Below are 23,692 nucleotides of genomic sequence, written 5' to 3' on the forward strand. Positions count from 1 at the left end.
TGGGAAGACCAGTGGATACCCCATGCCCGCACCCCAGCCGACAGCCCAGAACCCGCCCAGAGAGCACTTCGAAACCACGTCGGTGGATCGAGGCTAAGCGCGCGTGCGCAGGCCGCGATGAGCGATGGCGAGGCAGGCCTTTGGCCGCATTCGACCTTGGAAAGAAGGGACTTCGAGACGTTGGCGCGCATCGCCAGACCCTGCTGGGTCAGGCCGCGCTCGCGGCGGGTGCGAGCGATCCGTGCGCCGGTGTGTTCCTCATTGCTCTGTGGCATGCTGAACTCCGTTCTGACCTCGACACTCAGAACGGTACCCCCGGCTAGCTGGTGGGTACGGTCGACTGGCCCCCATTCCGGTGGGGGCCGTCGCGTCGCCCGGCCCGCAGGCCAGACGAGGGGGCGCCTTTCAAAGCGTCAGACGAAGGCGCGCTCGAGCACCTCAGCGTGTTCCCCGCGCAGGCGGGGGTGGTCCGGCGATCGCGCCGGGTTCCGGTCATGTTGGCCGGTTCGCGCCCTCCCGCAGCCCCGCTGCTGCCGTCACCCTGTTGCCCTGCTCTGACCAGAGGGGGGATCGGGAATGGCTCACGCGTGCCCGGGGTGCCAGAAGTCCAGCCAGGTGGTGAACCTGGCCGACTTCTGGAGGTCGCTGTCGCAGGATGCGGAGCTGAAAGCGTCGCTGGCGCAGCCGCCGCCCTATGAGGCCCGGTGGGTTGTGCCGCTGGTGCTGGGTGCCGCGGCGCTGCTGTGCTTCGCGATGGGCTCTGCCGCGGGGATCCTGCTCGGCCTCGTGCTGTTGTTGGCGGCCGGCGGGTCGGTGGCCTGGTTCTTGCGGGAGTCGGCGGCCCGAGAGGCTGCCCGGGCGGCCTGGCTGCAACTGCTGTACTGCAGGCGGTGCCCGCGCCAGTTCCCCCCGGACAAGGGTCTGATCACGTAGGCACAACAGAAAGCCCCCAGTTGCGGCTGGGAGCTTCAGTGTCTGCTCGGATTAGAGAGCAGTGATCGTGAGGGGTGTGATGCGCTCTTTCTCCGGGTTGATGATCAGAGTGATGATCCCTTGCGGGAAGGCGGCCTCGTAGTTGACGCCGTCGGGTATGCCGACCGGCTGCGCAATCGCGTAGGGGTCGTCTTCGAGGCGGCGGAAGAGCGAGAAGACGGCACTGCGGGTGTCTGGCGTGAGGCCGACGAGCATGTCGTAAACGTGCTCGGTGATGTGTACGTGCCAGGTCACGCCGCTCCTTGTTGCTGCTGGCCCTTCCACTGCTGGTATAGGGCTGCACCGTCGGCCGACTCGGTTTCGTACTCGGCCGGTAGCTGTCCGTGCTCGCGATAGTAGTCCCGTACTGCCTCGACTCGTGGCCGTTCCGCCTCGAAGCGCTCGATGAAGTCGACCCACTTAGCGAGGATTCCGGGGAGCTTGGTGACGTCGGTGAATGACGTCTCCTGCATGAACGCGGCCCGCAGCTCGGGGTGCGGAAGTGCGTGGGCGATGCTGTCGATCGTCCAGTTCTCGCTGCTCATAGCCTCGACCTCGACCCCCGAAATCACGAATCCCATAACCAGTGCGACTCTGAGGGTAGCGCCCGGCAGGGCGGGCGGGCGGCCGGGCGAAGAGATCCGACTAATCGGGTCGACAGCGCTAGTGTTCCCCGCGCAGGCGGGGGTGGTCCGATTGCGATGGGCATCATCGGCATGGTGTGCGCCCCGCGCAGGCGGGACGCACGGGGCGTGAACGTCCGAGCGGCTGCGGTCGGCGGCTTGGTCCAGGGGCCGGATTCTGATCCGAGTGGTCAGCCTACCGACCGCGAACGCGGGTGCGGTCATCCATTCGAGCGATGCGGCACGTGGAGGGCGACGGCACGGACAGTGTCGGTGCGATGTGATTTCTCCGGCGGGCTCCAGCGGCGCGCCGGCTCCACCCGGTCAGCGGGATTCTGCCGGCTCCGCCCGGTCGGCGGGATTCTGTAGGAACCCGACAGCGTGTCCGAGACGTCCCTGTGCGGGCTCGATTCCTCTCCGGGACCCTTGGGCCGATAGTTTGCCTAGGTAGGGGTCGGCACACACCGTGACGTCCAGCACGCATCAACTAGAGAAGGTGGTCCCTTGAGCCGCTCGGTTCTCGTCACCGGAGGCAACCGCGGCATCGGCCTCGCCATCGCCCGTGCCTTCGCCGACGCAGGCGACAAGGTCGCCATCACCTACCGGTCCGGTGAGCCGCCGGCCGGCTTCCTCGCGGTGAAGTGCGACATCACCGAGCCCGAGCAGGTGGAGCAGGCGTACAAGGAGATCGAGGAGAAGCACGGCACGGTCGAGGTTCTGGTGGCCAACGCCGGGGTCACCCGTGACCAGCTGCTGATGCGGATGTCGGAGGAGGACTTCGCGACCGTCCTCGACACCAACCTCACCGGTACGTTCCGCATGGTCAAGCGGGCCAATCGGGGGATGCTGCGGGCCCGTAAGGGGCGTGTGGTGCTGATCTCGTCCGTCGTCGGGCTCATGGGTTCCGCCGGTCAGGCGAACTATGCCGCGTCCAAGGCGGGCCTGGTGGGCTTCGCCCGGTCCCTCGCCCGGGAGCTGGGTTCGCGCAACATCACCGTCAATGTGGTCGCGCCCGGATTCGTGGACACGGACATGACGCGCGCGCTCAGCGACGAGCAGCGCGAGAACATCGTGAAGCAGGTACCGCTCGCGCGTTACGCGCAGCCCGAGGAGATCGCCGCCTCGGTCCGCTTCCTGGCCTCCGACGAGGCCGCGTACATCACTGGAGCCGTCATCCCTGTCGACGGCGGATTGGGCATGGGTCACTGAACGTCATGAGTGGAATTCTCGCCGGTAAGCGCATCCTGGTCACGGGCGTCATCACCGAGTCGTCCATCGCCTTCCACGCCGCCAGGCTCGCCCAGGAAGAGGGCGCCGAGGTCATCCTCACCGGCTTCGGCCGGGTTTCCCTGGTCGAGCGGATCGCCAAGCGGCTGCCCAAGCCCGCGCCGGTGATCGAGCTGGACGTGCAGAACCAGGAGCAGCTGGACGGGCTGGCCGACAAGGTGCGCGAGCACCTGGGGGAGGGGGTCGACCTCGACGGTGTCGTGCACTCCATCGCCTTCGGCCCGCAGGGCGCGTTCAACTTCCTGGAGGGCAGCTGGGAGGACGTCGCCACGGCCGTGCATGTCTCGGCGTACTCCCTCAAGGCGCTCACCATGGCCTGTCTGCCGGTCATGCCGCGGGGCGGCTCGATCGTCGGGCTGACCTTCGATGCGCAGTTCGCCTGGCCGAAGTACGACTGGATGGGTGTCGCCAAGGCCGCGCTGGAGTCGACCAACCGCTACCTCGCCCGTGACCTCGGCGAGAAGAACGTGCGCTGCAACCTGGTGTCGGCCGGGCCGATCAAGTCCATGGCCGCCAAGTCCATCCCGGGCTTCGAGGAGCTGGCGGACGTGTGGAACCACCGCGCCCCGATCGGCTGGGACCTGACCGACCCGGAGCCGGCCGGCCGTGGCGTCGTCGCCCTGCTGTCCGACTGGTTCCCGCGCACCACCGGCGAGATCGTGCATGTCGACGGCGGCGTGCACATGATGGGCGCCTGAGCCCACACCCGTAAGGCGTGAGGTGCGCCCATCCTGATGAGCCCGTTCGGGTCAACAGGACGGGCGCACGGGTGGCGCGGCACGCAGTGTGGAGTACGTACGACGAACCGACTCGCGGAGCGACAGCAACGGCCGAGGAGGTCCCGCCATGCGTACGACCCGGTGCGTCGCGGCCGCAGTACTGATCGTCGCCATGGTCAGCCCCGTCATCGCCGCCTCCCACTCCGCCGCTCAGGAGCGCCCCCGGGACCGCGAGGCGGCCTGCAGCACCCGGGTGAGCGGCTCGCACGCGACCGCCAGCTGCTTCAATCCTTACCCTCGCGCCGACCGGGTGCAGCTGCATGTCGAATGCGCACACTGGTGGGACCCGGACATGGACGTCCGCCCGGTCGAGGTCGGTCCCGCGCAGCATGTCCAGCTCGCCGAGCGGTGCTGGAAGGAAATACGCAAGGCCTGGGTGAGCCACCGCTGAGCGTGCGCCCGTGCGGACGTACCCGAGTATCAGCGGACGTACCCGAGTATCAGCAGTATCAGCGGTCGGCGAAGCGGCAGCCGAAGGGGTGGGTGCTCGCCTCGGCCGCGGCCCGCTCCCCGTCGCCCTCCCGGATCGCCTCCACCAGCCGGGCGTGGTCCACATGGGTCTCGGGCCGCATCTCACCGGAGACGTCCGCGCGCAGGAAGTCCCGTACGACCCCGCCCAGATCCGCGTACAGCTCCGCCAGCACCTCGTTGTGGGAGGCGGCGACGACCGCCATGTGCAGCGTGGCGTCCGCCTCGACGAAGGCCTCCCGGTCGCCGGACTCCCAGGCCCGTTCGCGCCGGTCGAGCTGGGCGTCGAGCTGCTTGAGGTCCTGTTCGGTACGGCGCTCCGCGGCGAGCTGGGCCGCCTTCGTCTCCAGGGCGCTGCGCAGCTCGGCCACGTGGCGCGGGTCGGCGTCGGCGAAGCGGCGGTGCATCACCCCGGCCAGCTCGCTGGTGGCCCGCACATAGGTGCCCGAGCCCTGCCGGATGTCCAGCAGGCCGTTGTGCGCGAGCGCGCGCACCGCCTCGCGCACGGTGTTGCGCGCCACTCCCAGCTGCTCGACCAACTCGGGCTCGGTCGGAATCCGTGAGCCCACCGGCCACTCGCCCGAGGTGATCTGGGCTCGCAGCTGGGCGATCACCTGGTCGGCGAGGGCGGATCGCTGGGGTGAGGTCAGCGGCATGACTCTCCTGTGCCTGGGCCGGGAAAACCGGGCCGGGAAGACCGGGCCGGGGAAACGGGGGCTTCCATGATGCCGTCCGCCTGTCATCGGGCGGATACGAACGCTTGAACAAAGCATTCATCCCATCATTCTATGATGGTCGCCATGCCATCACACGACGAGCTCGCGAAGCTTGACGCCGCGGCCCCCTCGACCCGGGAACCCGAAGCGCGCCGCACCACCGCCTCGTCATGGCGCGGCCGTCTGATGGCGGCCGGCCTGCTGCTCGCCGCGCTCAACCTGCGCCCCGCCGTCACGAGCCTCGGCCCGCTGCTGGAGGAGGTCCGCGAGGACCTCGGCATGAGCGGCACCGTCGCCGGGCTGCTCACCTCGATGCCCGCCGCCTGCTTCTCGCTCTTCGGGTTCGCCGCGCCCCGGCTGGCCCGCCGCTGGGGGCTCGGCGCCGTCGTCTGCGCCGGTCTCACCGCCATCGCGGCGGGCCTGGCCCTGCGCCCCCTGACCGGCGGCACCGTGGCCTTCCTGACCGCCAGCGCGCTCGCGCTGGCCGGGATCGCGGTGAGCAACGTCCTGATGCCGGTGATCGTCAAGCGCTGGTTCCCCGACCGGGTGGGCTCGATGACCGGCCTGTACTCGATGGGCCTGGCACTGGGCACCGCGTCCGCCGCCGCGGCCACCGTGCCGGTCACCGCCGCGCTGGGCGGCAGCTGGCGGGCCGGACTCGGGGTGTGGGCGCTGCTCGCCGCCGTCGCCGCGCTGCCGTGGCTGTTCCTCGCCCGGGGCCGTGCGAACCGCCCGGAGCCGACCGTTCCCGCCCCCGCCGGTACGGCCGCCCCCGCCGATACGGCCGAGCCCACCCCGGAGACCGGGCCCGGCGGCCGGGCGACCCGGATCACCCGCTCTCCCACCGCCTGGGCCATGGCCGTCTTCTTCGGCCTCCAGGCCACCGCCGCGTACATCACCATGGGCTGGATGCCGCAGATCTTCCGCGACGCGGGGGTCTCCGCCTCCACCGCCGGTGTGCTGCTCGCGATCACGATGGCTATGGGCGTGCCGCTGGCCTTCGTCCTGCCCCGGGTCGCCGCCAGGCTGCGCAACCAGGGCGTGCTGGCGGTGATCCTCGGCGTCTGCGGGCTCACCGGCTACGCCGGGTTGTGGCTGGCCCCGGCCGCCGGCTCCTGGGCCTGGGCCCTGCTCCTCGGCGTCGCCAACTGCGCCTTTCCACTTGCCCTCACGATGATCGGCATGCGGGCGAGGACCGGCGCGGGCGTGGTGCGGCTGTCCGCCTTCGCGCAGAGCACCGGCTATCTGCTGTCCATACCGGGCCCGCTCCTGGTCGGCATCCTCTACGAGCACAGCGGCGGCTGGGGCGCGCCGCTCGCGCTGATGGCCGGGCTCATGGTGCCGCAGATCGTGGCGGGCGTCCTGGCCGGGCGCGACCGCACCGTCGAGAACGAGATGTGACCCGGGCGGACAGCCCGGATCCGACCCGGGTGGACAGCCCGGATCCGACCCGTGCCGACACCCCCGCCCCGGGGCGGGGGAGCCGTCGGGGGGTGGGACACTGGTGCCATGCCCGTGCTTGATGAGAACCCCCCGAACGGCCAGAAGAAGCTGCTCATCATCTTCGGCGTGATGATCGGCATCACCGCGGTGATCGCCGTGATCGCCACCCTCGCCTCGCCCTGACGACCAGGGCCGATGACCGCGGGGGTGGGGCTGGCACCACCGTCCCCTAGGGGGCCAGGCTCAGGGGGAACTGGGTGGGTCACCGGATGGGAGCGCCCCTGCCCGCTCCGTAGGGTCGAAACATCCGACATACGGCGACCCCGGAGGCGATTCCCATGCCCGCCGCTCCCCACACCCGGCCCGCCCACGCGGCGGACACCAGCATGGAGATCAGGCTGCCGTGGTGGGCCATCGCGCTGCCGGCCATCGCCTTCGCGGCGCTGCTGCTCCTGCTTGCCGGGCCCACCGAGGCCCATGCCGCGAGCGACTCCGGGGCGCTCCCGCACTTCCTGGGGCTGGTGCGTCAGGCCCTCGGCCACGCGGCGCCCTGACCCGTCGCGGCGGTGACCTGCGGCCCTGTGCGCCACACGTCGGGGTGCGCACCTTTGGCAAGGTCGTTCCACACCCTGCGCCTCGCCCACTGATTCATGCGAAGCTGGGACGCATGAGCGTCGATGTGCCCCGCAGGATTGTCCTCCTTCGACACGCCAAGGCCGACTGGCCTCAGGTGCCAGACCATGAGCGCCCGCTCGCGGAGCGCGGCCGCAAGGAGGCCCCGCTCGCCGGGCGCCGGCTCGCGGATGCCGGTCTCACCCCCGAACTCACCCTCTGCTCCACGTCCGTGCGCACCCGCGAGACCTGGAAGCTCGTGGTGCACGAGCTGCCGCACCGGCCGAAGACCGTCTACGAGGAGCGGCTGTACAACGCCTCGCTCGGCGAGCTGCTCGCGGTGCTGAACGAGACCTCGGACGACATCACCGATCTGCTGCTCGTCGGCCACAACCCCGGGGTGCACGCCCTCGCCGACGCCCTCGCGGGCGAGGCCGAGGAGGGCACCCGCGAGCGGATGAACCGCGGCGGCTTCCCGACCGCCGGATTCGCCGTCGTGACCTTCAGCGGCTCCTGGAAGTCGGTCGAGCACGGGGTCGGACGCCTCACCGACTTCTGGGCGCCCCACGAGTGATCCCGGCGCACCGGCCCCCGCCCCGTGGCCGTGGCCCGGGCGCGCGGGCCGGTGCACCCGGGCCCGTGCGGGTCAGTCCTCGTGGGCGTCCGCCGCTTCGACCTCTTCGCGGGTCACGCCCAGCAGATACAGCACCGTGTCGAGGAAGGGCACGTTCACCGCGGTGTGAGCCGCCTCCCGCACCACCGGCTTGGCGTTGAAGGCGACCCCGAGCCCGGCCGCGTTCAGCATGTCCAGGTCGTTCGCACCGTCGCCGATCGCGACGGTCTGCATCAGCGGCACCCCCGCCTCGGCCGCGAAGCGCCGCAGCAGCCGCGCCTTGCCCGCCCGGTCCACCACCTCGCCGACCACGCGCCCGGTCAGCTTGCCGTCGACGATCTCCAGGGTGTTGGCGGAGGCGAAGTCCAGCCCGAGCCGCTCCTGGAGGTCGTCGGTGACCTGGGTGAAGCCGCCTGAGACCACGCCCACCTGGTAGCCCAGCCGCTTCAGGGTGCGGATCAGCGTACGGGCGCCGGGCGTGAGCCGTACTTCGGCGCGCACCTTGTCCACCACGGACTCGTCGATCCCCGCCAGCAGCGCGACCCGCGCGTGCAGCGACTGCTCGAAGTCCAGCTCACCGCGCATCGCCCGGGCCGTGACCTCGGCGACCTCGGCCTCACACCCCGCATGTGCGGCGAAGAGCTCGATCACCTCGTCCTGGATCAGGGTGGAGTCCACATCCATGACCACCAGCCGCTGCGATCGGCGCTGCAACCCCGACGCCACCACGGCCACATCGACGCCGATATCGGCGGCCTCGGTGGCGAGCGCGGTGCGCAGCGGCTCCGTCGCGGCGCCCGACACCTCGAATTCCACGGCCGTCACCGGGTACTTCGCGAGCCGGAAGATCCGGTCGATATTGCCGCCGGTGCCCGTGATCCGCGACGCGATGGCGGCCGCCGCCTCGGCGGTCAGCGGATTGCCCAGCACGGTGACATGGGACCGGCCCGTACCGCGCGGCCGGTTGTCGCCATGGCCGGAGATGATCTCGGCCTGGAGCCGCATCGATTCTGCCCAGCTGTGCACGGTGGCCCTCAGGTCGCCCTCGACGCCGTCGGCCCTGGGGGCCGTCACCAGCACGCACAGCACGATGCGGCCGCGGGTGACGACTTGCTCTATGTCGACTATGTCCACGCCGTAGGCGGCGAGGGTGTCGCAGAGCCCGGCGGTGATACCGGGGCGGTCCTTGCCGAAGATCTTGACAAGGAGAGTGGGTACATCGTCGTCCAGGACGGTGGCAGGAGGGATCTGCGAGGTGCTCATGGTCCTCCCACCGTATCCGGACGCCCGCGCGGCGCGCGCGGCAGCCCGCTCCGTGGACGGCGCGATGAAGCGGAACGTTCATTTCCGGTTCGCCGTCGCGTCATCGTGACGACCACCCTCACCGCCTCGCCCCCGGTCCCCGTGGGCCAGGGGCGGGGCCGTCCCGGTGGGCCAGGGGCGCGGCCCGTCGGCCCGCGGTCCCCGTGGCCCACGCCGTCAGCGCCCCCACGGCGCCCGCCGCCGCTCCCCACACCGTGCCCAGCGCCGCCGCCCAGGCCACGCTGCCGTGCAGATCGAGCCCGGCGCCGAAGGCGTCGAAGCCGAGGACCGACAGGCTCGCGCCCGCCGACACCCGGGTCAGCCACACCAGCAGCGGCAGCGCGAGCGCGGTCACGACCCCGAGCCGCAGCGCGCACCGCCCCGCGCGGCCGAGTGGCCGGCCGGCCCCCACGGGCGTACGGACCGCGGTGAGCATCCCGGCGGCGAGCATCATCAGCACGCTCGCGACCACCAGCAGCCATACCCGGCTGTCGAGTTCGGCCAGCCGCCCGACCGTGACCGCCGTGCCGGCCGGTCCGGAGAGCAGCTCGTCGACGGGATCGGGCAGCACCCGGACCAGCGCGCCACTCGCGGCCCCGTGCCACGGCACGAACAGTCCGAGCGCCGTGCCCATCCACACCCCGTTCGGCGCGCCGAGCAGCGCCGCGCCGAGCACCAGCCCCGGATGGTCGTCGCCGGCCGCCGCGTACACCGCCGCCACCAGCCCGGCACCGACCGCGAGCACCAGCACCCCGCACAGCGCCGAGACGGACGGCCGGACGGTGCGGTGCAGCGCCTCCCCGCCGGGCGGCAGCGGCGTACGGCGCGAGGCGAGCATGGCGAGCAGCAGGACGGCGACGACCCAGACCGCGCCGGCCACCAGCGAGCGGCCCGCCACGACGGTGAATCCCACGGACGCCTTGGCATCGGCGAGCTCGGCCAGCCGGTCCGGCAGCAGCCCGCCGCCGATGTCCGCGATATCGCCGAGCTGATCCGGGAGCCGGTTCAGCAGCCCGCCCTCACCGCGGGGCTCGAGGAGGCCGAGCGTGGCGCCGTCGATCGTGACCGTATCGTTGCCCACCCAGGCGAGCCCGGCGAGCAGCAGCAGAAAGAGGACGGCCACCGCGCCCGCGCGCGCCGCGAGTTCGGCCCAGCCGACCACCGCTCCGGACGCCCGCAGCGACCGTGCGAACACCCATCCGAGCAGCAGTGCACCGACCAGGCTCACCCCAAGTGGCGTGATATCGATGGCGGCATGGGCCTCGGCGCCAGTCAGCCCGAACGTCTCGAGAGCTCCTGACGGAGTGACGGAGCCGCCCACCGCGAGCACCACCGCGGCGGCGGTCATCGGGCCGAGCGCACCGGCCCCGTCGGCGCCGATCAGATGCAGCCCGAGCGCGGCGATGCCCGCCATGGCCACAAAGGACCAGCTCACCGCGGCGACGGCGGTGAGCAGCGCATGACTCCAGGGCACTCGCCCGTCGCCGCTGGTGCCCATGCCGCCGATCCCTCGATCGAAGCGAGTTGCCCGGATAAACCATGTTCCGCACTATCCGTCAGCGCTTACCACTTTCCGAGGGCCTTTCGGATGACTGGGCGGTGTCCGTGATGTGGTCTTGTCAAAACCCGACTTTCGGTTAAGGGACTGAGCCTGAAATAGTTCCTCACGATGTTCGCCATCCCTAGACTCCCTGTGCAGGGGGTAGCTCGGGGGACAACTAGTGGGGCATGGAGTGCCGGAACTCGTACTGGAATTGAACGGACGGACCTGGACACTTGATCCTTCCAGGTCGTACAGCCTTGGCCGGGACCCGCAGGGTGACATGGTCCTGGATGACGCCAGGGTCTCCTGGCGGCACGCCACGGTGCGCTGGGCGGGGCGCAGTTGGATCATTGAGGATCATGGTTCCACCAACGGCACCTATGTGCAGGGGCAGCGCGTCCAGCAGATGGAAATCGGCCCTGGTGCGGCCGTCCATCTGGGGAACGCGACGGACGGCCCCCGGCTGAGCCTGTCCGGGGCGGGGGCGGGAGCCGCCTACAGCCAGCAGCCGGCGATGGGCACGCCCCAGCAGGCACAGCAGCCTCCGGCGCAGCAGCAGCCCGGCGCCGGCTGGCCGCAGCAGGGCCAGCAGCAGCCCCAGGGCTGGCAGCATCAGCCGCCGCAGGCCCAGCCGCATCAGCCGCCGCAGGCCCAGCCGCACCAGCCGCAGGCCCCGCAACAGCAGCAGCCATTCATCCCGCAGCAGCAGGCGGCCCCGCAGCAGGCCCCGCAGCACCCGGCGCCTACGCAGACCCCGGGGGAGAACCTCGCGCAGAATGCCCCCGGTGCCGGCCCCGCGCCCGCCCAGGGCGACCGCAGCCCGACCACCTTCCACCAGGTGGCCGTCGGCCGGGTGATGCGGATCGGCCGTGCGCTGGAGAACGAGCTGGTCGTCTCCGACCTTCAGGTCTCCCGCCACCACGCGGAGTTCCGGGCGCTGCCCGACGGCCGCTTCGAGATACGCGACCTCGGCAGCCACAACGGCACCTATGTCAACGGTCAGCCGGTCCGGCAGCAGATCATCGGCCCGGCCGACATCGTCGGCGTCGGCCACTCCACCTTCCGGCTCGTCGGCGACCGCCTCGAGGAGTTCGTCGACACCGGTGAGGTCTCCTTCTCGGCCCGCCATCTGACGGTGACGGTCGACGGCGGCAAGCAGATCCTCAAGGACGTCTCCTTCGGTGTCCCCGAGAAGTCCCTCGTCGCGGTCATCGGCCCGTCCGGCTCCGGTAAGTCCACCTTGCTGAAGGCGCTCACCGGCTACCGCCCGGCCAACCAGGGCGATGTCCTCTACGACAACCGAAACCTCTACAAGCAGTTCGCCGAGCTGCGCCAGCGCATCGGTCTGGTCCCGCAGGACGACATCCTGCACAAGGAGCTGACCGTCCAGAAGGCCCTGCGGTACGCCGCCAAGCTCCGCTTCCCCGGTGACACCGCGGAGGCAGAGCGCGAGGCCCGGATCGACGAGGTGCTGCGCGAGCTCAAGCTCGACATCCACCGGGACAAGAGGGTCACCGCCCTCTCCGGCGGTCAGCGCAAGCGCGTCTCGGTCGCACTGGAGCTGCTCACCAAGCCGTCGCTGATCTTCCTGGACGAGCCGACCTCAGGGCTCGACCCGGGCATGGACCGTGATGTCATGCAGCTGCTGCGCGGCCTCGCCGACGACGGCCGTACCGTTCTGGTGGTCACCCACTCGGTCGCCGAGCTGGCGCTGTGCGACAAGCTGCTGGTCATGGCGCCGGGCGGCTCGGTGGCCTACTTCGGCCCGCCGGACGAGGCGCTCAACTTCTTCGGCTACGACACCTGGGCCGATGTCTTCTCGGCGTTCGAGAACTACCGCGACTACGACTGGGCGGGTCGCTGGCGCGGTTCGCAGCACTACCAGATGTATGCCGCGGACCTCGACTCCGTCGCCCCGCAGTCCGTCCATGTCCAGGCTCCGCCGGCGCGGATGCAGAAGCCGCAGAGCTGGGGATCCCAGCTGTGGACGCTGATGCGCCGCTATCTGTCGGTGATCGGCTCCGACAAGGGCTTCATGGGGCTGATGGTGATCCTGCCCGCCGTGCTCGGTGCGGTGAGCGTCGTCATCCCCGCGAAGTTCGGCCTCCAGATGGCGCCGAAGGGCTCGTTCAACCAGGCCGCGGGGACGGTACTGCTGATCCTGATGGTCGGCATGTGCTTCACGGGCGCGGCCAACTCCGTACGAGAACTGATCAAGGAACGGGTGATCTACGAACGGGAACGGGCCGTCGGCCTGTCCCGCTCCGCGTATCTGATGTCCAAGGTGATCGTCCTCGGCGTGATCACCGCTCTGCAGGGCGTCATCATCTGCGCCATCGGCCTCTCGACGCGCAAGCTGCCCGAAGAAGCCCTGCTGATGCCGCCGGCCGCCGAGATCTGCCTGGCCGTCATCGCGATCGGCTTCACCTCGATGATGATCGGACTGGTCATCTCCTCGCTGGTGAAGACCGCCGAGAAGACCATGCCGCTGCTGGTCATGTTCGCGATCGTCCAGGTCGTCTTCACCGGTGTGCTGTTCAAGATCTTCGATTCGCCGGGCGTCGAGCAGTTCGCCTGGCTGATGCCGTCCCGCTGGGCGATCGCCGCCGCCGGGACCACGCTGGACCTCGGTCCCGGAGCCGGCCACATGATGGCGCCGTGGGACAGCAAGAAGCCCTTGGACACCGACCCGCTGTGGGAACACACCGCGTCCCAGTGGGGCATCGACATGGCCGTGCTGATCATCCTCGGCATCGCCTGCGGCTTCGTGGTCGCACGGCTGCTGCGCCGCCATGAGCCGGAGGTCATGCGCAAGTAGCGGCGGTCCGGAACAGCTGAAGGGCGGCGGTACCCCTCGCACACAGGGGGGCCGCCGCCCTTCGGCATTCGGGCCTGGTGTTCAGGCGTCCGGCTCAGTACGGGCCGTTGACGTTGTCCATCGAGCCGTAGCGGTCGGCCGCGTAGTTGCAGGCCGCGGTGATGTTCGCGACCGGGTCGTACGGGTCCCAGGAGGTGCCCTCGACGTGGTACGCCTGGAAGGTCGGGGCGATCACCTGGAGCAGGCCCTTGGAGGGCACACCGTTCTGGGCGTTGATGTCCCAGTTGTTGATGGCCTTCGGGTCGCCGCCGGACTCACGGATGATGTTCCGGTGGATGCCCTCGTAGGAGCCGGGGATGCCCTTTTCCTTCATGATGTCCAGGGACTCACGGATCCAGCCGTCAAGGTTGTCCGGGTAGGTCTTCTTGGCCGGAGCGGCAGGCTTGGCCGGGGCGGCCGGCTTGGCCGGGGCGGCCGGCTTCGCGGGGGCGGCAGGCTTCGCGGGGGCGGCAGGCTTGGCGTCGGCGACCTGCTCGATGCGGGTGGTGGAGCGGCTCGCGGCCTGCTTGACCTCGCGCTCCTTGGCGGCCTTCGCTTCGGCGGCCTTCTTGGCGGCCTCCTCCTCGGCCTTCTTCTTCGCGGCCTCGTCCTTCGCCTGCTTGCTGGCGAGGGCGGACGGCTTGGCCAGGCCCTCGTCCTGGGTCTTGTTCTCGACCTGCTGGGAGACCGGCTTGCTCGGCAGCTCCTGGGCCGTGGTCTTCGCGTCGGCATTGCCGCCGGGGACGACGGCGAAGGCGAGGGCGGCGGCACCGGCGGCGGCGATGCCGGCGACGGAGTACTTATGCGTCTTGGTCAGACGGTTGTAGCCGGGGATGCTGGGGAGGGGCATGGCGGAGTAGACCTCTTCCAATCGCTTTGAGTCGCAGGCCAAATCGGCGGCAGGCACGCCGTCTCCTCTGGATCTACGGCGCCGTGCGACTGGGAAATTCTTAGCTGCCGCAAAAAGTTGTCGCAAAGGTGTGACATACGATGCTGCTTAGTGGATAAGGAGGCCGCGGTGACCTGTGCGAGTGGTCGTAACCCCCGCTCATACCGGGTTGAGATATCCACTAAGCTCGTTCGTAAGCGATGTGCGCCCTGTGTCCGGGCTCACATTGCAAAACCTTGGGAATTGCTTAATGTGCTCACGCAAATGCGCTGAGTGGTCAATTTTCCGGCGCCGGCGCAGCCTCTTCGGTTGCCTCGTCCGGACCGTTCGGCCTAGGTCTCTGGCCTTTATGCATGGCCTTCTATCGGCCGATATGGCCCCCGGTGGCCCGCCGGTACGGTGAGCGCATGACCAAAGGACCGGGTGGTGGGGCCGGGGCGGGGCTGGCCTGGGTGAGCGGCGCCCTTCTCGCCATGAGCAGGCACCTGGAAGTCCGGGATGTCCTAAAGACGATCGTTGTGTCCGCCCGGGAGTTGCTCGACGCCGAGTACGCGGCACTGGGGGTCCCGGATGACCACGGGGGTTTTGCCCAGTTCGTAGTAGACGGGGTGAGCGAGGAGCAGTGGAAGGCCATCGGGCCGCTGCCCCGCCAGCACGGAATCCTCGCCGCGATGCTCAAGGACGCCACTCCGCAGCGACTGGCCGATGTGCGCCAGGATCCGCGTTTCGAGGGCTGGCCGACGGCTCATCCTGAAATGTCCGATTTTATTGGACTCCCTATCGCCGACGGCGATGACGTCCTCGGCGCCCTTTTCCTCGCCAATAAGCGATGCCCCAAGCCGGACGGCGGCTGCGGCTTCACCGCCGAGGACGAGGAGCTGCTGTCCATCCTGGCGCAGCACGCCGCCATCGCCCTCACCAACGCACGGCTCTACGAGCGAAGCCGCGAGCTCACCATCGCGGGGGAGCGGGCCAGGCTCGCCCATGAGCTGCACGACGCGGTCTCCCAGAAGCTCTTCTCGCTGCGGCTGACCGCCCAGGCCGCCGCGGCCCTCGTGGACCGCGACCCGGTCCGCGCCAAGGACGAGCTGCACCAGATAGCGGTCCTCGCCGCCGAGGCGGCCGACGAGCTGCGCTCCGCCGTCGTGGAGCTGCGCCCGGCCGCCCTCGACGAGGACGGCCTCGTGGCGACCCTGCGCACCCAGGTGCAGGTCCTCGACCGCGCTCACTCCGCCCGCGTCACCTTCGCCTCCCACGGCGTCCGGGCGCTGCCCGCGGCCCAGGAGGAGGCGCTGCTGCGAGTGGCCCAGGAGGCGCTGCACAACGCGCTGCGCCACGCCGACGCGGCACAGGTCGACGTCACCCTCGGCCGGCATGGCCAGGGCGCCCGGCTCCGCGTGGCCGACGACGGCAGGGGATTCGACCCCTTGGCCGTACGCCGCGCCGGACGCCACCTCGGGCTGGTGTCGATGCGCGACCGGGCGAGTGGCGTCGGCGGCGGCCTGAGCGTGGAGTCTGCGCCCGGAAAGGGCACCGTGATCGAGATGGAGGTGCCCGGTGGCTGAGCCGGACCGCATCCGGGTGCTGCTCGTCGACGACCACCAGGTGGTACTGCGCGGACTGCGCACCTTCCTCGAGGTGCAGGACGACATAGATGTGGTTGGCGAGGCACAGGACGGCGAGGAGGGCATCGCCCGAGCCGAGGAGCTGCGCCCCGACGTCGTCCTCATGGATGTGAAGATGCCCGGCGTCGACGGCATCGAGGCGCTGCGGAAGCTGCGCGACCTCGACAACCCCGCCCGGGTGCTGGTCGTCACCAGCTTCACCGAGAAGCGCACCGTCGTCCCGGCCCTGCGCGCGGGCGCCGCCGGCTATGTCTACAAGGACGTGGACCCCGATGCCCTCGCGGCCGCCATCCGGTCCGTCCACGCCGGCCATGTGCTGCTGCAGCCCGAGGTGGCCCTCGCGCTGCTCTCCCAGGAGGAGCCCGGTGGCGGCCAGGGGCGCGGCGGCTCCCTCACCGAGCGGGAGCGCGAGGTGCTCGCACTGATCGCGGACGGCCGCTCCAACCGGGAGATCGCCCGCGCGCTCGTGCTGTCCGAGAAGACCGTGAAGACCCATGTCTCCAACATCCTCATGAAACTGGACCTCGCCGACCGCACCCAGGCCGCGCTCTGGGCGGTACGGCACGGCATCGGGGAATGACCAGCCTTTCTGCTGGAAATCACACCAACGTGTGCCGGTCACTCGAACAGCGCAACCCAGCCCGGGGCTGGCCGTTCTTCACGGCGTACCGCGGCGGGACCGCCGCGGCGACGGGTTATGAAGGGGTTTGACAACGTGAAGAACATCAAGAAGCTCGCGGCCATCACGATCGCGGCCGGCGGTCTCACCGTCGCCGGTGCCGGAGTTGCCTCGGCCGAGTCCGGGGCCGTCGGTGGCGCCATGATGTCCCCCGGGATCGTGTCGGGCAACAACGTCCAGGCGCCGATCCATGTGCCGGTGAACGTCTGCAACAACACCATTACCGTCATCGGGTTCATGAACCCCGCCCTCGGCACCCCCTGCGGCTGACCGTCCCCCTCGGGCGGATGCGTGATTCCTCTCACCGGCCGGCCCCGGAGGCATCGCCTCCGGGGCCGGCCCCATGACACTCCGCGGCGCTCAGGACCCGCCCCGCTCCCACTCCTCCACGTAGGCGTTGTACGCCGCCACCTGAGCCCGCCGCGAGGTGCGCTCCACCGGCCGCAGCGCCTCGGCCCGCGCCGCCATCTCCGAGGCGCTCACCGCCCCGCCGTGCTCCTGGCCGTCCCCGCCCGCCGCATACGCGATGCCGATCAGCGCACCCACCCGCTGCGCCAGCTCCAGCACCCGGAGGGCCCGTGGCGGATAGCCCGGCGCGAGCACCTCCCGCCCCCGCTCGGCCCGCGCCCGGTACGCCTCCAGCGCGGCCTGCGCGACCGGGCCCGCCCCCGCCACATTCAGCCGGGAGAGCACCTCGGTGGCCTCCCGCAACGCCTCGGCCAGCTCCCGCTCCGCCTCGCTCAGCGACGGCACATCGGCCGGCGGCGCCTCCCGGACCGCCAGGCAGTGCCAGACCACCTCGATGTGCTGATCGCCCTCCGGCCCCACCGCACACACCTCGGGCACCAGGCCGAGCGCGACCCCCGTCCCGATCACCGCCTCGCCCGCCTCCAGCGCCTGCGCGTTGAACTCCGGGGGGCCGCTCAGCCCCAGCGGATGCCCCGCTATCGGCAGCGCCACCCGCAGCCCCTTGGCCCCGAGCGCCCGCAGCCGCCCGAGCGCCAGCGTGAGACCGACCGGCCCGGACTCCCCCGGAAGCCCGGCCACCCGGTGCGAGGCGTCCTCGCCCGCGATACGCAGCGCGGCCTCATCCGGTGAGACAAGTCCGGCAATTAGGGCATTTCCCCATGCTGTGAGGCGCCCTGAACGTGGTTCATCGAGCATGCCACCAGCCTAAGGACTGCCGCCGACAACGCGTGGCGTAGGTTTTCCTCTGGGGGCTGCGCCCACCGGCGCACGCGACACTCGAGACTGCAATGGGAGACAACGCGCTCATGAGCGAGGTTCTGGAGCTGGTGGACGTATCCGTGGTCCGCGACGGTCGGGCTCTGGTGGACGAGGTCTCCTGGTCGATCAAGGAGGGGGAGCGCTGGGTGATCCTGGGCCCCAACGGCGCCGGCAAGACCACCCTCCTCAACCTCGCCTCCAGCTATCTCTTCCCGAGCACCGGAACGGCCACCGTCCTCGGCGAGCGGCTCGGCTCCGTCGACGTCTTCGAACTGCGCCCGCGCATCGGCATGGCCGGCATCGCCATGGCCGAGAAGCTGCCGCGCGCCCAGACCGTCCTGGAGACGGTCCTCACCGCCGCGTACGGCATGACCGCGCACTGGCAGGAGAACTACGACTCGGTCGACGAGAACCGCGCCCGCGCCTTCCTCGACCGTCTCGGCATGACCGAGTATCTCCACCGCAAGTTCGGCACCCTCTCCGAGGGCGAGCGCAAGCGCACCCTGATCGCCCGGGCGATGATGACCGACCCCGAACTGCTGCTGCTCGACGAGCCCGCGGCCGGACTCGACCTCGGCGGCCGGGAGGACCTCGTACGCCGCCTCGGACGGCTCGCCCGTGACCCGTACGCGCCCTCGATGATCATGGTGACACATCATGTCGAGGAAATCCCCCCGGGCTTCACCCACGTGCTGATGATCCGCCAGGGCAAGGTGCTCACCGCGGGCCCCGTCGAGACCGAGCTGACCTCCCGTAACCTCTCCCGCTGCTTCGGGCTCCCGCTGATCGTCGAGCGCAACGGCGACCGCTGGACCGCCCAGGGCCTGCCGCTGAGCTGACGTCCGCCCCCTGCGCCGGTCGTGCCACCGGCAATTGATCTGTGCTCTGTCCCCGGGGACCGGGGACAACTACCATGAACGTGTGGATCCGTGGGTGTGGTGGCTCATCGCCGCCGTAGGACTGGGCATCCCGCTGGTGCTGACCGCGATGCCCGAATTCGGCATGGTCGCGGTCGGCGCGGTCGCCGGTGCCATCACCGACGCGCTCGGCGGCGGCGTCGTGCTCCAGGTCGTCGTCTTCTGCGCGGTCTCGGTCGCCCTGGTCGCCGTGGTCCGGCCGATGGCGGTCCGCAGCCGCCGTCAGCAGCCCGGACATCGCAGCGGCGTCGACGCCCTGAAAGGCCGCCAGGCGGTCGTGCTCGAGCGCGTCGACCACGGCGGCGGGGGCCGGATCAAGCTCGCCGGCGAGGTCTGGTCGGCCCGCTCGCTCGACCCGGACCAGGTCTACGAGGCGGGGCAGCAGGTCGACGTGGTGGAAATTGACGGTGCGACAGCCGTCGTCATGTAGACGTCGTACCAGGAGCTGAGCAGGCCCGGTTGAGCTGCGGACTCGACCGCGCGTCTGACAGACTCCACCCTCGGGAACCGCCAGACCTGATCATCCCGACCATCCAGAATCGCCGCATGAAGGGCACGGGGAGCCGCTGTGGAACCGATCATCATCGTCCTGATCATCCTGGTGGTGCTCGTCTTCATCGCACTCATCAAGACGATTCAGGTCATCCCCCAGGCCAGTGCCGCCATCGTCGAGCGCTTCGGACGCTATACGCGCACCCTCAACGCGGGCCTCAACATCGTCGTCCCGTTCATCGACTCGATCCGCAACCGAGTCGACCTCCGCGAGCAGGTCGTACCCTTCCCGCCGCAGCCGGTGATCACCCAGGACAACCTGGTCGTGAACATCGACACCGTCATCTACTACCAGGTGACCGACGCCCGCGCCGCCACCTATGAAGTCGCCAGCTACATCCAGGCGATCGAGCAGCTCACCGTCACCACGCTGCGGAACATCATCGGTGGCATGGACCTCGAGCGCACCCTGACCTCCCGCGAGGAGATCAACGCGGCGCTGCGCGGCGTCCTCGACGAGGCCACCGGCAAGTGGGGCATCCGCGTCAACCGCGTCGAGCTCAAGGCCATCGAGCCGCCGACCTCCATCCAGGACTCGATGGAGAAGCAGATGCGCGCCGACCGTGACAAGCGCGCCGCGATCCTCCAGGCCGAGGGCGTCCGGCAGTCCGAGATCCTGCGCGCCGAAGGTGAGAAGCAGTCCTCCATCCTGAGGGCCGAGGGTGACGCCAAGGCCGCCGCGCTGCGAGCCGAGGGTGAGGCCCAGGCGATCCGTACGGTCTTCGAGTCCATCCACGCCGGAGACCCGGACCAGAAGCTGCTCTCGTACCAGTACCTGCAGATGCTGCCGAAGATCGCCGAGGGCGACGCCAACAAGCTCTGGATCGTGCCCAGCGAGATCGGCGACGCCCTCAAGGGCCTCGGCGGGGCCATCGGCAACTTCGGCCCGATGACGGGTGGCAACGGCGGTGGCACCCCGGCCGCCACCGGCAAGGAGCCCGCCCCGCGCCGCGAGCAGCCCAGGATCGACTGATCGACAGCTGCGGGGCGGTACGTCAGGCGGGCAGCGCCAGCCACTCCGGCAGCGCGTCCCGCTCCGCGGCCCCCAGCGCCAGCAGCAGCGCATCCGAAGGCGTCGGCTCGAACGGCGCCTTGAGCAGCCGCATCCCGGCCTGCTCCGGAGTCCGGTCCGCCTTGCGGTGGTTGTCCTCGGCGCACGAGGCGACCGTGTTCAGCCAGGTGTCCCCGCCCCCGCGCGACCGTGGCACCACATGGTCCACGGTCGTCGCCCGGCGTCCGCAGTACGCGCACCGGTGCTGGTCCCGGACCAGCACCCCGCGCCGCGACCACGGCGCACGTTGTCGGAACGGCACCCGTACGTAACGGCGGAGCCGGATCACCCGGGGCACCGGCAGATCGATATCGGCGGCCCGCACCCGCAGTCCGGGATGGGCGTGTTCGACGACGGCCTTCTCCTGGAGGACCAGCACCACGGCTCGCCGCAGCGTCACCGTCGCCAGCGGCTCGAAGCTCGCGTTCAGAACCAGCGTCTCGCGCATCCCGACCACCCCCGCATCCCGTGTCCCGGCCCGCCCCGGAAGCGGGCGGGCCGGGATCAACTCTGGCCGGGAGCACGGTCGGGGACAACGCAATTTCGCGGCGTGAGCGCCGGCAGGCAGGCGTACTCAGCCTGCGGCGGGCACCTCGTACTCGCCGATCAGCTGGGCGCGCCCCAGCGTGTGGAAGCGCAGATTGAAGCCGACCACCGCGGGCGAGACCTCGGCGTCCGGGCCCAGCTTCTCCGAGTCCACCGCGTACACCGTGAACACATAGCGGTGCGGACCGTCCCCGGGCGGCGGAGCGGCCCCGCCGAAGTCACGGGTGCCGTAGTCGTTGCGTACGTGCACGGCGCCGTTGGGAAGCCCCGCGAAGTCGCCGTTGCCCGCACCGGCCGGCAGCTCGGTGACCGACGCCGGAATGTCGAACAGCACCCAGTGCCAGAACCCGCTGCCGGTCGGCGCGTCCGGGTCGAAGCAGGTGACGGCGAAGCTCTTCGTCTCATCGGGGAAGCCCTCCCAGCGCAGATGCGGCGAGGTGTTGCCCGCCGACTTCACCTGAGCGGGCCCCAGAGTGGCACCCGGCTCCACTTCGTCGCTCACCACCGTGAAGGACGGCACCGGCGGATGGAAGTCATGGGGCAGCGGGCGCCGGTTCTGCTCGGACACGTCGAAAACCTCCTGCATGGTCGCGGTGGATCAGCTGCCCGGCCAGCCTAACGAGACCGGCGCCGGACGGACTGGCACCATGGCGCCCATGACCGGCCCGAACCCCGCCACCCCGTCCGGCCCCGACTGGCACGTCATCTCACTCAACCTCGACGGAGTGTCGGACCGGGCCGGCTTCCTTCACCGCTGCGCCCGGGATCTGGAGCTGCCCGACTGGTTCGGCCACAACTGGGACGCGCTCGCCGACTGCCTGATCGATCTGTCCTGGTGGGGCGAGTCCGGCGGCTATCTGCTGCACATCCGCGGCTGGGAGGCGTTCCGCGCGGCGGCGCCCGACGACGCCGCGATCGTCGAGGACATCCTGGCCGACGCCGTCGCGTACTGGTCCGCGCGCGGTACGCCGCTGACGGTCCACTACGACGAGGACGACGCATGACGACGCGTGGGGCGGGTGCCGAAGGTCTCGGCACCCGCCCCACGCGGGTTGCGGCGCTGTCGCGGAACCGTCAGAACCAGTTGCGCTTGCCGCCGACCTCGGCGAGCCACTGGTTCAAGTACGCGACCCAGTCGGTGTCCTGGTAGGACGTCAGGTTCACGGTGAAGGAGCGGTAGGTGTCGCTGCCCTCGGTGAACAGACCCGGCTTCTTGTCCATCTCCAGGACGACATCCATCTCGCGGTCATCCGCGACGAAGGACAGCTCCACCTGGTTGAGACCGCGGTACTGCTGCGGCGCGTGGAACTCGATCTCCTGGTAGAAGGGCAGCCGCTGCCGGGTCCCGCGGATGTGCCCGCGCTCCAGATCGGCGCTCTTGAACCGGAAGCCGAGGGAGCCGAAGGCGTCCAGAATCGCCTGCTGGGCGGGGAGCGGATGCACATTGACCGGGTCCAGATCGCCAGAGTCCACCGCGCGCGCGATCGCCAGCTCCGTGGTCACCCCCACATTCATCCCGGTCAGATGGCGCCCCAGGAACATGGTGACCGGGGTCTCCCACGGGATCTCCAGGCCGAACGGCACCGCGTGCACGGCACCCGGCTGCACCTCGAACGCACTGCCCAGCCGCTGCTTGGTGAACTCGATGTCCTGCTTGTACTCCTGGTCGTTGCCCTCCACCTCGACCCGCGCCTGCAGGCCGACGGAGAGCCCCTCGATCTGCTGTGCGACCGAGCCGCCCTGGATCCGGACCTCACCCTGCACAATGCCGCCGGGGACGACGTTCTCCTCCGTCAGCACCGTCTCAACCGAAGCGCCACCGGCACCCAGACTCGCGAGCAGCTTCTTGAAGCCCATGTTCTCCCTCTCAAGGACGCGACTGCGTCTTGACTTGATCGCGTGTGATCACTGTTGCCACCTAGAAACGCAAAACCGCCGTGGGCGGTTCCGCCGCTCATACCCTCGCAGCGGACCGGTCCCACTCCAACCACCGGTCGATATCTGTTCCACTACGCTCGGGCCGCGTGACAGCAGCACCTGACCGCACACAGCTGGACCGCGCGTTCTTCGACCGCCCCGTCCTCGAAGTCGCGCCCGACCTCCTCGGCCGCATCCTGGTCCGCCGCACCCCGGACGGACCGATCGAATTGCGCCTGACCGAGGTCGAGGCATACGCCGGCCCGGCCGACCCCGGCTCGCACGCCTACCGGGGCCGCACGGAGCGCAACGCCGTGATGTTCGGCCCCCCGGGTCATGCGTATGTCTACTTCACCTACGGCATGTGGCACTGCCTGAACCTGGTCTGCGGGCCGGAGGGCCACCCCAGCGGGGTACTGCTGCGCGCGGGTGAGGTGCGGCACGGACATGAGTGGGCCCAGCAGCGCCGGCCGAAGGCCCGTAACGACCTGGAACTGGCCAAGGGCCCGGCCCGGCTGGCCACGGCCCTCAGTGTGGACCGACGGCTGGACGGCACCGACGTCTGCGCGGGCCCGGAAGCCCCGCTCTCCATACTCACCGGCCACCCCGCCCGGCCCGACCAGGTGCTGAGCGGTCCGCGCACGGGCGTTGGCGGCGAGGGCGCAACCCACCCCTGGCGCTTCTGGATCGACGGCGAACCCTCGGTGAGCCCCTACCGGCCCCACACCCCCCGGCGCCGGAATGCGACGAGTCGTCAGGTCGGAACTTGACTCCCGATGAACAGACGCCTAACGTAGCCCGAGCCGCTTGAGACGGGCAGCGCTGTCGGCAGGGACCCCACGGTCGCGTCGCAGCCGCCCCAGGCGGCCAACCACTACTCACGACTCCCGAACAGGGCCATATTTCGCTGCGCGAAATCACGACCCGGGGCTCCGATTAGGAACTCGGCGGGAAATTCGCTAAAGTAGTGGACACGCCGGAAGGCGCGAAAGACCCCGCTCCAACAGGGGGCCGGAAACGGAATTCGGACCGGAAACGGAACGGAAAACGGATCTGGTAAGGTTGGAAACACGA

General features: G+C 70.2%; 28 protein-coding genes. 17 read left to right on the plus strand and 11 right to left on the minus strand.

The window, feature by feature from the left end; genetic code table 11:
• The coding region (locus ABZU99_RS34090; RefSeq protein ID WP_356050357.1) for a helix-turn-helix transcriptional regulator at nucleotides 1-275 on the minus strand (275 nt) is incomplete at its 3' end.
• A 340-nt stretch (nucleotides 276-615) separates the two neighbouring features.
• Here ABZU99_RS34090 and ABZU99_RS34095 point away from each other — a divergent pair.
• Nucleotides 616-933 carry a hypothetical protein gene (locus tag ABZU99_RS34095; RefSeq protein WP_356050358.1) on the plus strand — a complete coding sequence of 106 codons (318 nt, stop codon included), beginning with the start codon at nucleotides 616-618 and terminating at the stop codon, nucleotides 931-933.
• 51 nt (nucleotides 934-984) lie between these two features.
• Here ABZU99_RS34095 and ABZU99_RS34100 read toward each other — a convergent pair whose 3' ends face one another.
• Complete coding sequence (locus ABZU99_RS34100) at nucleotides 985-1,227, minus strand: hypothetical protein (protein WP_356050359.1); 243 nt, start codon at nucleotides 1,225-1,227, stop codon at nucleotides 985-987.
• Nucleotides 1,224-1,517, minus strand: a complete 294-nt coding sequence (locus ABZU99_RS34105) for a hypothetical protein (protein WP_356050360.1) — start codon at nucleotides 1,515-1,517, stop codon at nucleotides 1,224-1,226. The genes ABZU99_RS34100 and ABZU99_RS34105 overlap by 4 nt, the downstream gene beginning before the upstream one ends.
• Nucleotides 1,518-2,099: 582 nt before the next feature.
• Here ABZU99_RS34105 and fabG point away from each other — a divergent pair.
• The 3 genes from fabG (at nucleotide 2,100) to ABZU99_RS34120 (ending at nucleotide 4,052) form a co-directional block, all read left to right on the plus strand.
• Nucleotides 2,100-2,804 carry a 3-oxoacyl-[acyl-carrier-protein] reductase gene (fabG, locus tag ABZU99_RS34110; RefSeq protein ID WP_355952359.1) on the plus strand — a complete coding sequence of 235 codons (705 nt, stop codon included), beginning with the start codon at nucleotides 2,100-2,102 and terminating at the stop codon, nucleotides 2,802-2,804.
• A 5-nt stretch (nucleotides 2,805-2,809) separates the two neighbouring features.
• The gene (gene fabI / locus ABZU99_RS34115; RefSeq protein WP_355952361.1) at nucleotides 2,810-3,580 is read left to right on the plus strand and encodes an enoyl-ACP reductase FabI; all 771 of its coding nucleotides are present in this window, start codon (nucleotides 2,810-2,812) and stop codon (nucleotides 3,578-3,580) included.
• A gap of 148 nt (nucleotides 3,581-3,728) precedes the next feature.
• Entirely contained in the window at nucleotides 3,729-4,052 is a 324-nt protein-coding gene (locus ABZU99_RS34120; protein WP_355952364.1) for a hypothetical protein, read from the plus strand.
• Between the two features lie 58 nt (nucleotides 4,053-4,110).
• On the opposite strand, the gene ABZU99_RS34125 is transcribed toward ABZU99_RS34120, so the two are convergent.
• Entirely contained in the window at nucleotides 4,111-4,785 is a 675-nt protein-coding gene (locus ABZU99_RS34125; RefSeq protein WP_356050361.1) for a FadR/GntR family transcriptional regulator, read from the minus strand.
• A gap of 144 nt (nucleotides 4,786-4,929) precedes the next feature.
• Between ABZU99_RS34125 and ABZU99_RS34130 the strand changes: the two genes are divergently transcribed.
• The 4 genes from ABZU99_RS34130 to ABZU99_RS34145 all read left to right on the plus strand — a co-directional run bounded on the left by ABZU99_RS34130 (nucleotide 4,930) and on the right by ABZU99_RS34145 (nucleotide 7,474).
• Complete coding sequence (locus ABZU99_RS34130; protein WP_356050362.1) at nucleotides 4,930-6,246, plus strand: MFS transporter; 1,317 nt, start codon at nucleotides 4,930-4,932, stop codon at nucleotides 6,244-6,246.
• A gap of 108 nt (nucleotides 6,247-6,354) precedes the next feature.
• Complete coding sequence (locus ABZU99_RS34135; RefSeq protein ID WP_355856502.1) at nucleotides 6,355-6,471, plus strand: SGM_5486 family transporter-associated protein; 117 nt, start codon at nucleotides 6,355-6,357, stop codon at nucleotides 6,469-6,471.
• Nucleotides 6,472-6,626: 155 nt separating this feature from the next.
• A complete protein-coding gene (locus ABZU99_RS34140; protein ID WP_355952371.1) occupies nucleotides 6,627-6,842 on the plus strand; it encodes a hypothetical protein in 216 nt (71 codons plus the stop codon).
• 113 nt (nucleotides 6,843-6,955) lie between these two features.
• On the plus strand, nucleotides 6,956-7,474 hold the full coding sequence (locus ABZU99_RS34145) for a histidine phosphatase family protein (protein ID WP_355952373.1): 519 nt from the start codon (nucleotides 6,956-6,958) through the stop codon (nucleotides 7,472-7,474).
• 72 nt (nucleotides 7,475-7,546) lie between these two features.
• Here ABZU99_RS34145 and serB read toward each other — a convergent pair whose 3' ends face one another.
• Together serB and ABZU99_RS34155 are read right to left on the minus strand one after the other, a co-directional pair.
• Nucleotides 7,547-8,776: a phosphoserine phosphatase SerB gene (serB, locus tag ABZU99_RS34150; protein WP_355952376.1), complete on the minus strand. Its 1,230-nt coding sequence runs from the start codon at nucleotides 8,774-8,776 to the stop codon at nucleotides 7,547-7,549.
• A 118-nt stretch (nucleotides 8,777-8,894) separates the two neighbouring features.
• Complete coding sequence (locus ABZU99_RS34155; RefSeq protein ID WP_355952377.1) at nucleotides 8,895-10,313, minus strand: streptophobe family protein; 1,419 nt, start codon at nucleotides 10,311-10,313, stop codon at nucleotides 8,895-8,897.
• A gap of 223 nt (nucleotides 10,314-10,536) precedes the next feature.
• On the opposite strand from ABZU99_RS34155, the gene ABZU99_RS34160 reads away from it, so the two are divergent.
• Nucleotides 10,537-13,176 carry an FHA domain-containing protein gene (locus ABZU99_RS34160; RefSeq protein ID WP_355952379.1) on the plus strand — a complete coding sequence of 880 codons (2,640 nt, stop codon included), beginning with the start codon at nucleotides 10,537-10,539 and terminating at the stop codon, nucleotides 13,174-13,176.
• A 94-nt stretch (nucleotides 13,177-13,270) separates the two neighbouring features.
• On the opposite strand, the gene ABZU99_RS34165 is transcribed toward ABZU99_RS34160, so the two are convergent.
• Nucleotides 13,271-14,065, minus strand: a complete 795-nt coding sequence (locus tag ABZU99_RS34165) for a transglycosylase SLT domain-containing protein (protein WP_356050367.1) — start codon at nucleotides 14,063-14,065, stop codon at nucleotides 13,271-13,273.
• 446 nt (nucleotides 14,066-14,511) lie between these two features.
• Here ABZU99_RS34165 and ABZU99_RS34170 point away from each other — a divergent pair, with 446 nt between their 5' ends.
• The 3 genes from ABZU99_RS34170 to ABZU99_RS34180 all read left to right on the plus strand — a co-directional run bounded on the left by ABZU99_RS34170 (nucleotide 14,512) and on the right by ABZU99_RS34180 (nucleotide 16,678).
• On the plus strand, nucleotides 14,512-15,669 hold the full coding sequence (locus ABZU99_RS34170; protein WP_356050363.1) for a GAF domain-containing sensor histidine kinase: 1,158 nt from the start codon (nucleotides 14,512-14,514) through the stop codon (nucleotides 15,667-15,669).
• Complete coding sequence (locus ABZU99_RS34175) at nucleotides 15,662-16,309, plus strand: response regulator transcription factor (protein ID WP_355952385.1); 648 nt, start codon at nucleotides 15,662-15,664, stop codon at nucleotides 16,307-16,309. The genes ABZU99_RS34170 and ABZU99_RS34175 overlap by 8 nt, the downstream gene beginning before the upstream one ends.
• Before the next feature lie 135 nt (nucleotides 16,310-16,444).
• Complete coding sequence (locus ABZU99_RS34180; RefSeq protein WP_355952387.1) at nucleotides 16,445-16,678, plus strand: chaplin; 234 nt, start codon at nucleotides 16,445-16,447, stop codon at nucleotides 16,676-16,678.
• A 90-nt stretch (nucleotides 16,679-16,768) separates the two neighbouring features.
• On the opposite strand, the gene ABZU99_RS34185 is transcribed toward ABZU99_RS34180, so the two are convergent.
• A complete protein-coding gene (locus ABZU99_RS34185) occupies nucleotides 16,769-17,572 on the minus strand; it encodes a hypothetical protein (RefSeq protein WP_356050364.1) in 804 nt (267 codons plus the stop codon).
• A gap of 110 nt (nucleotides 17,573-17,682) precedes the next feature.
• Between ABZU99_RS34185 and ABZU99_RS34190 the strand changes: the two genes are divergently transcribed.
• From ABZU99_RS34190 to ABZU99_RS34200, 3 genes are all read left to right on the plus strand, one after another.
• On the plus strand, nucleotides 17,683-18,474 hold the full coding sequence (locus ABZU99_RS34190) for an ABC transporter ATP-binding protein (RefSeq protein ID WP_355952393.1): 792 nt from the start codon (nucleotides 17,683-17,685) through the stop codon (nucleotides 18,472-18,474).
• Between the two features lie 82 nt (nucleotides 18,475-18,556).
• Nucleotides 18,557-18,982: an NfeD family protein gene (locus tag ABZU99_RS34195; RefSeq protein ID WP_355952396.1), complete on the plus strand. Its 426-nt coding sequence runs from the start codon at nucleotides 18,557-18,559 to the stop codon at nucleotides 18,980-18,982.
• A gap of 138 nt (nucleotides 18,983-19,120) precedes the next feature.
• On the plus strand, nucleotides 19,121-20,077 hold the full coding sequence (locus tag ABZU99_RS34200) for an SPFH domain-containing protein (RefSeq protein WP_355952399.1): 957 nt from the start codon (nucleotides 19,121-19,123) through the stop codon (nucleotides 20,075-20,077).
• Between the two features lie 22 nt (nucleotides 20,078-20,099).
• Here the strand turns inward: ABZU99_RS34200 and ABZU99_RS34205 are convergent, their stop codons facing one another.
• Both ABZU99_RS34205 and ABZU99_RS34210 read right to left on the minus strand, forming a co-directional pair.
• On the minus strand, nucleotides 20,100-20,603 hold the full coding sequence (locus ABZU99_RS34205; RefSeq protein ID WP_355952402.1) for an HNH endonuclease: 504 nt from the start codon (nucleotides 20,601-20,603) through the stop codon (nucleotides 20,100-20,102).
• Between the two features lie 126 nt (nucleotides 20,604-20,729).
• Nucleotides 20,730-21,269: a YbhB/YbcL family Raf kinase inhibitor-like protein gene (locus ABZU99_RS34210; protein WP_356050365.1), complete on the minus strand. Its 540-nt coding sequence runs from the start codon at nucleotides 21,267-21,269 to the stop codon at nucleotides 20,730-20,732.
• Between the two features lie 88 nt (nucleotides 21,270-21,357).
• Here ABZU99_RS34210 and ABZU99_RS34215 point away from each other — a divergent pair, with 88 nt between their 5' ends.
• Nucleotides 21,358-21,705, plus strand: coding sequence for a barstar family protein (locus tag ABZU99_RS34215; RefSeq protein WP_355952408.1), 348 nt, complete (start codon nucleotides 21,358-21,360; stop codon nucleotides 21,703-21,705).
• Nucleotides 21,706-21,775: 70 nt separating this feature from the next.
• On the opposite strand, the gene ABZU99_RS34220 is transcribed toward ABZU99_RS34215, so the two are convergent.
• Complete coding sequence (locus ABZU99_RS34220; protein ID WP_355952411.1) at nucleotides 21,776-22,558, minus strand: sporulation protein; 783 nt, start codon at nucleotides 22,556-22,558, stop codon at nucleotides 21,776-21,778.
• 167 nt (nucleotides 22,559-22,725) lie between these two features.
• On the opposite strand from ABZU99_RS34220, the gene ABZU99_RS34225 reads away from it, so the two are divergent.
• The gene (locus ABZU99_RS34225) at nucleotides 22,726-23,388 is read left to right on the plus strand and encodes a DNA-3-methyladenine glycosylase (protein WP_356050366.1); all 663 of its coding nucleotides are present in this window, start codon (nucleotides 22,726-22,728) and stop codon (nucleotides 23,386-23,388) included.
• The last annotated feature ends 304 nt before the right edge of the window (nucleotides 23,389-23,692 follow it).

Origin of the sequence: Streptomyces sp. NPDC005266 (assembly GCF_040607655.1) — a bacterium.
Lineage (GTDB): Bacteria > Actinomycetota > Actinomycetes > Streptomycetales > Streptomycetaceae > Streptomyces.

What these genes read in the sequence shown, in the direction of transcription:
- ABZU99_RS34105 (WP_356050360.1), bottom strand. Translation starts at nt 1,517, where the DNA reads ATGAGCAGCGAGAACTGGACGATCGACAGCATCGCCCACGCACTTCCG.
- fabI (WP_355952361.1), top strand. Translation starts at nt 2,810, where the DNA reads ATGAGTGGAATTCTCGCCGGTAAGCGCATCCTGGTCACGGGCGTCATC.
- ABZU99_RS34120 (WP_355952364.1), top strand. Translation starts at nt 3,729, where the DNA reads ATGCGTACGACCCGGTGCGTCGCGGCCGCAGTACTGATCGTCGCCATG.
- ABZU99_RS34125 (WP_356050361.1), bottom strand. Translation starts at nt 4,785, where the DNA reads ATGCCGCTGACCTCACCCCAGCGATCCGCCCTCGCCGACCAGGTGATC.
- ABZU99_RS34130 (WP_356050362.1), top strand. Translation starts at nt 4,930, where the DNA reads ATGCCATCACACGACGAGCTCGCGAAGCTTGACGCCGCGGCCCCCTCG.
- ABZU99_RS34135 (WP_355856502.1), top strand. Translation starts at nt 6,355, where the DNA reads ATGCCCGTGCTTGATGAGAACCCCCCGAACGGCCAGAAGAAGCTGCTC.
- ABZU99_RS34140 (WP_355952371.1), top strand. Translation starts at nt 6,627, where the DNA reads ATGCCCGCCGCTCCCCACACCCGGCCCGCCCACGCGGCGGACACCAGC.
- ABZU99_RS34145 (WP_355952373.1), top strand. Translation starts at nt 6,956, where the DNA reads ATGAGCGTCGATGTGCCCCGCAGGATTGTCCTCCTTCGACACGCCAAG.
- serB (WP_355952376.1), bottom strand. Translation starts at nt 8,776, where the DNA reads ATGAGCACCTCGCAGATCCCTCCTGCCACCGTCCTGGACGACGATGTA.
- ABZU99_RS34155 (WP_355952377.1), bottom strand. Translation starts at nt 10,313, where the DNA reads ATGGGCACCAGCGGCGACGGGCGAGTGCCCTGGAGTCATGCGCTGCTC.
- ABZU99_RS34165 (WP_356050367.1), bottom strand. Translation starts at nt 14,065, where the DNA reads ATGCCCCTCCCCAGCATCCCCGGCTACAACCGTCTGACCAAGACGCAT.
- ABZU99_RS34170 (WP_356050363.1), top strand. Translation starts at nt 14,512, where the DNA reads ATGACCAAAGGACCGGGTGGTGGGGCCGGGGCGGGGCTGGCCTGGGTG.
- ABZU99_RS34185 (WP_356050364.1), bottom strand. Translation starts at nt 17,572, where the DNA reads ATGCTCGATGAACCACGTTCAGGGCGCCTCACAGCATGGGGAAATGCC.
- ABZU99_RS34190 (WP_355952393.1), top strand. Translation starts at nt 17,683, where the DNA reads ATGAGCGAGGTTCTGGAGCTGGTGGACGTATCCGTGGTCCGCGACGGT.
- ABZU99_RS34205 (WP_355952402.1), bottom strand. Translation starts at nt 20,603, where the DNA reads ATGCGCGAGACGCTGGTTCTGAACGCGAGCTTCGAGCCGCTGGCGACG.
- ABZU99_RS34215 (WP_355952408.1), top strand. Translation starts at nt 21,358, where the DNA reads ATGACCGGCCCGAACCCCGCCACCCCGTCCGGCCCCGACTGGCACGTC.
- ABZU99_RS34220 (WP_355952411.1), bottom strand. Translation starts at nt 22,558, where the DNA reads ATGGGCTTCAAGAAGCTGCTCGCGAGTCTGGGTGCCGGTGGCGCTTCG.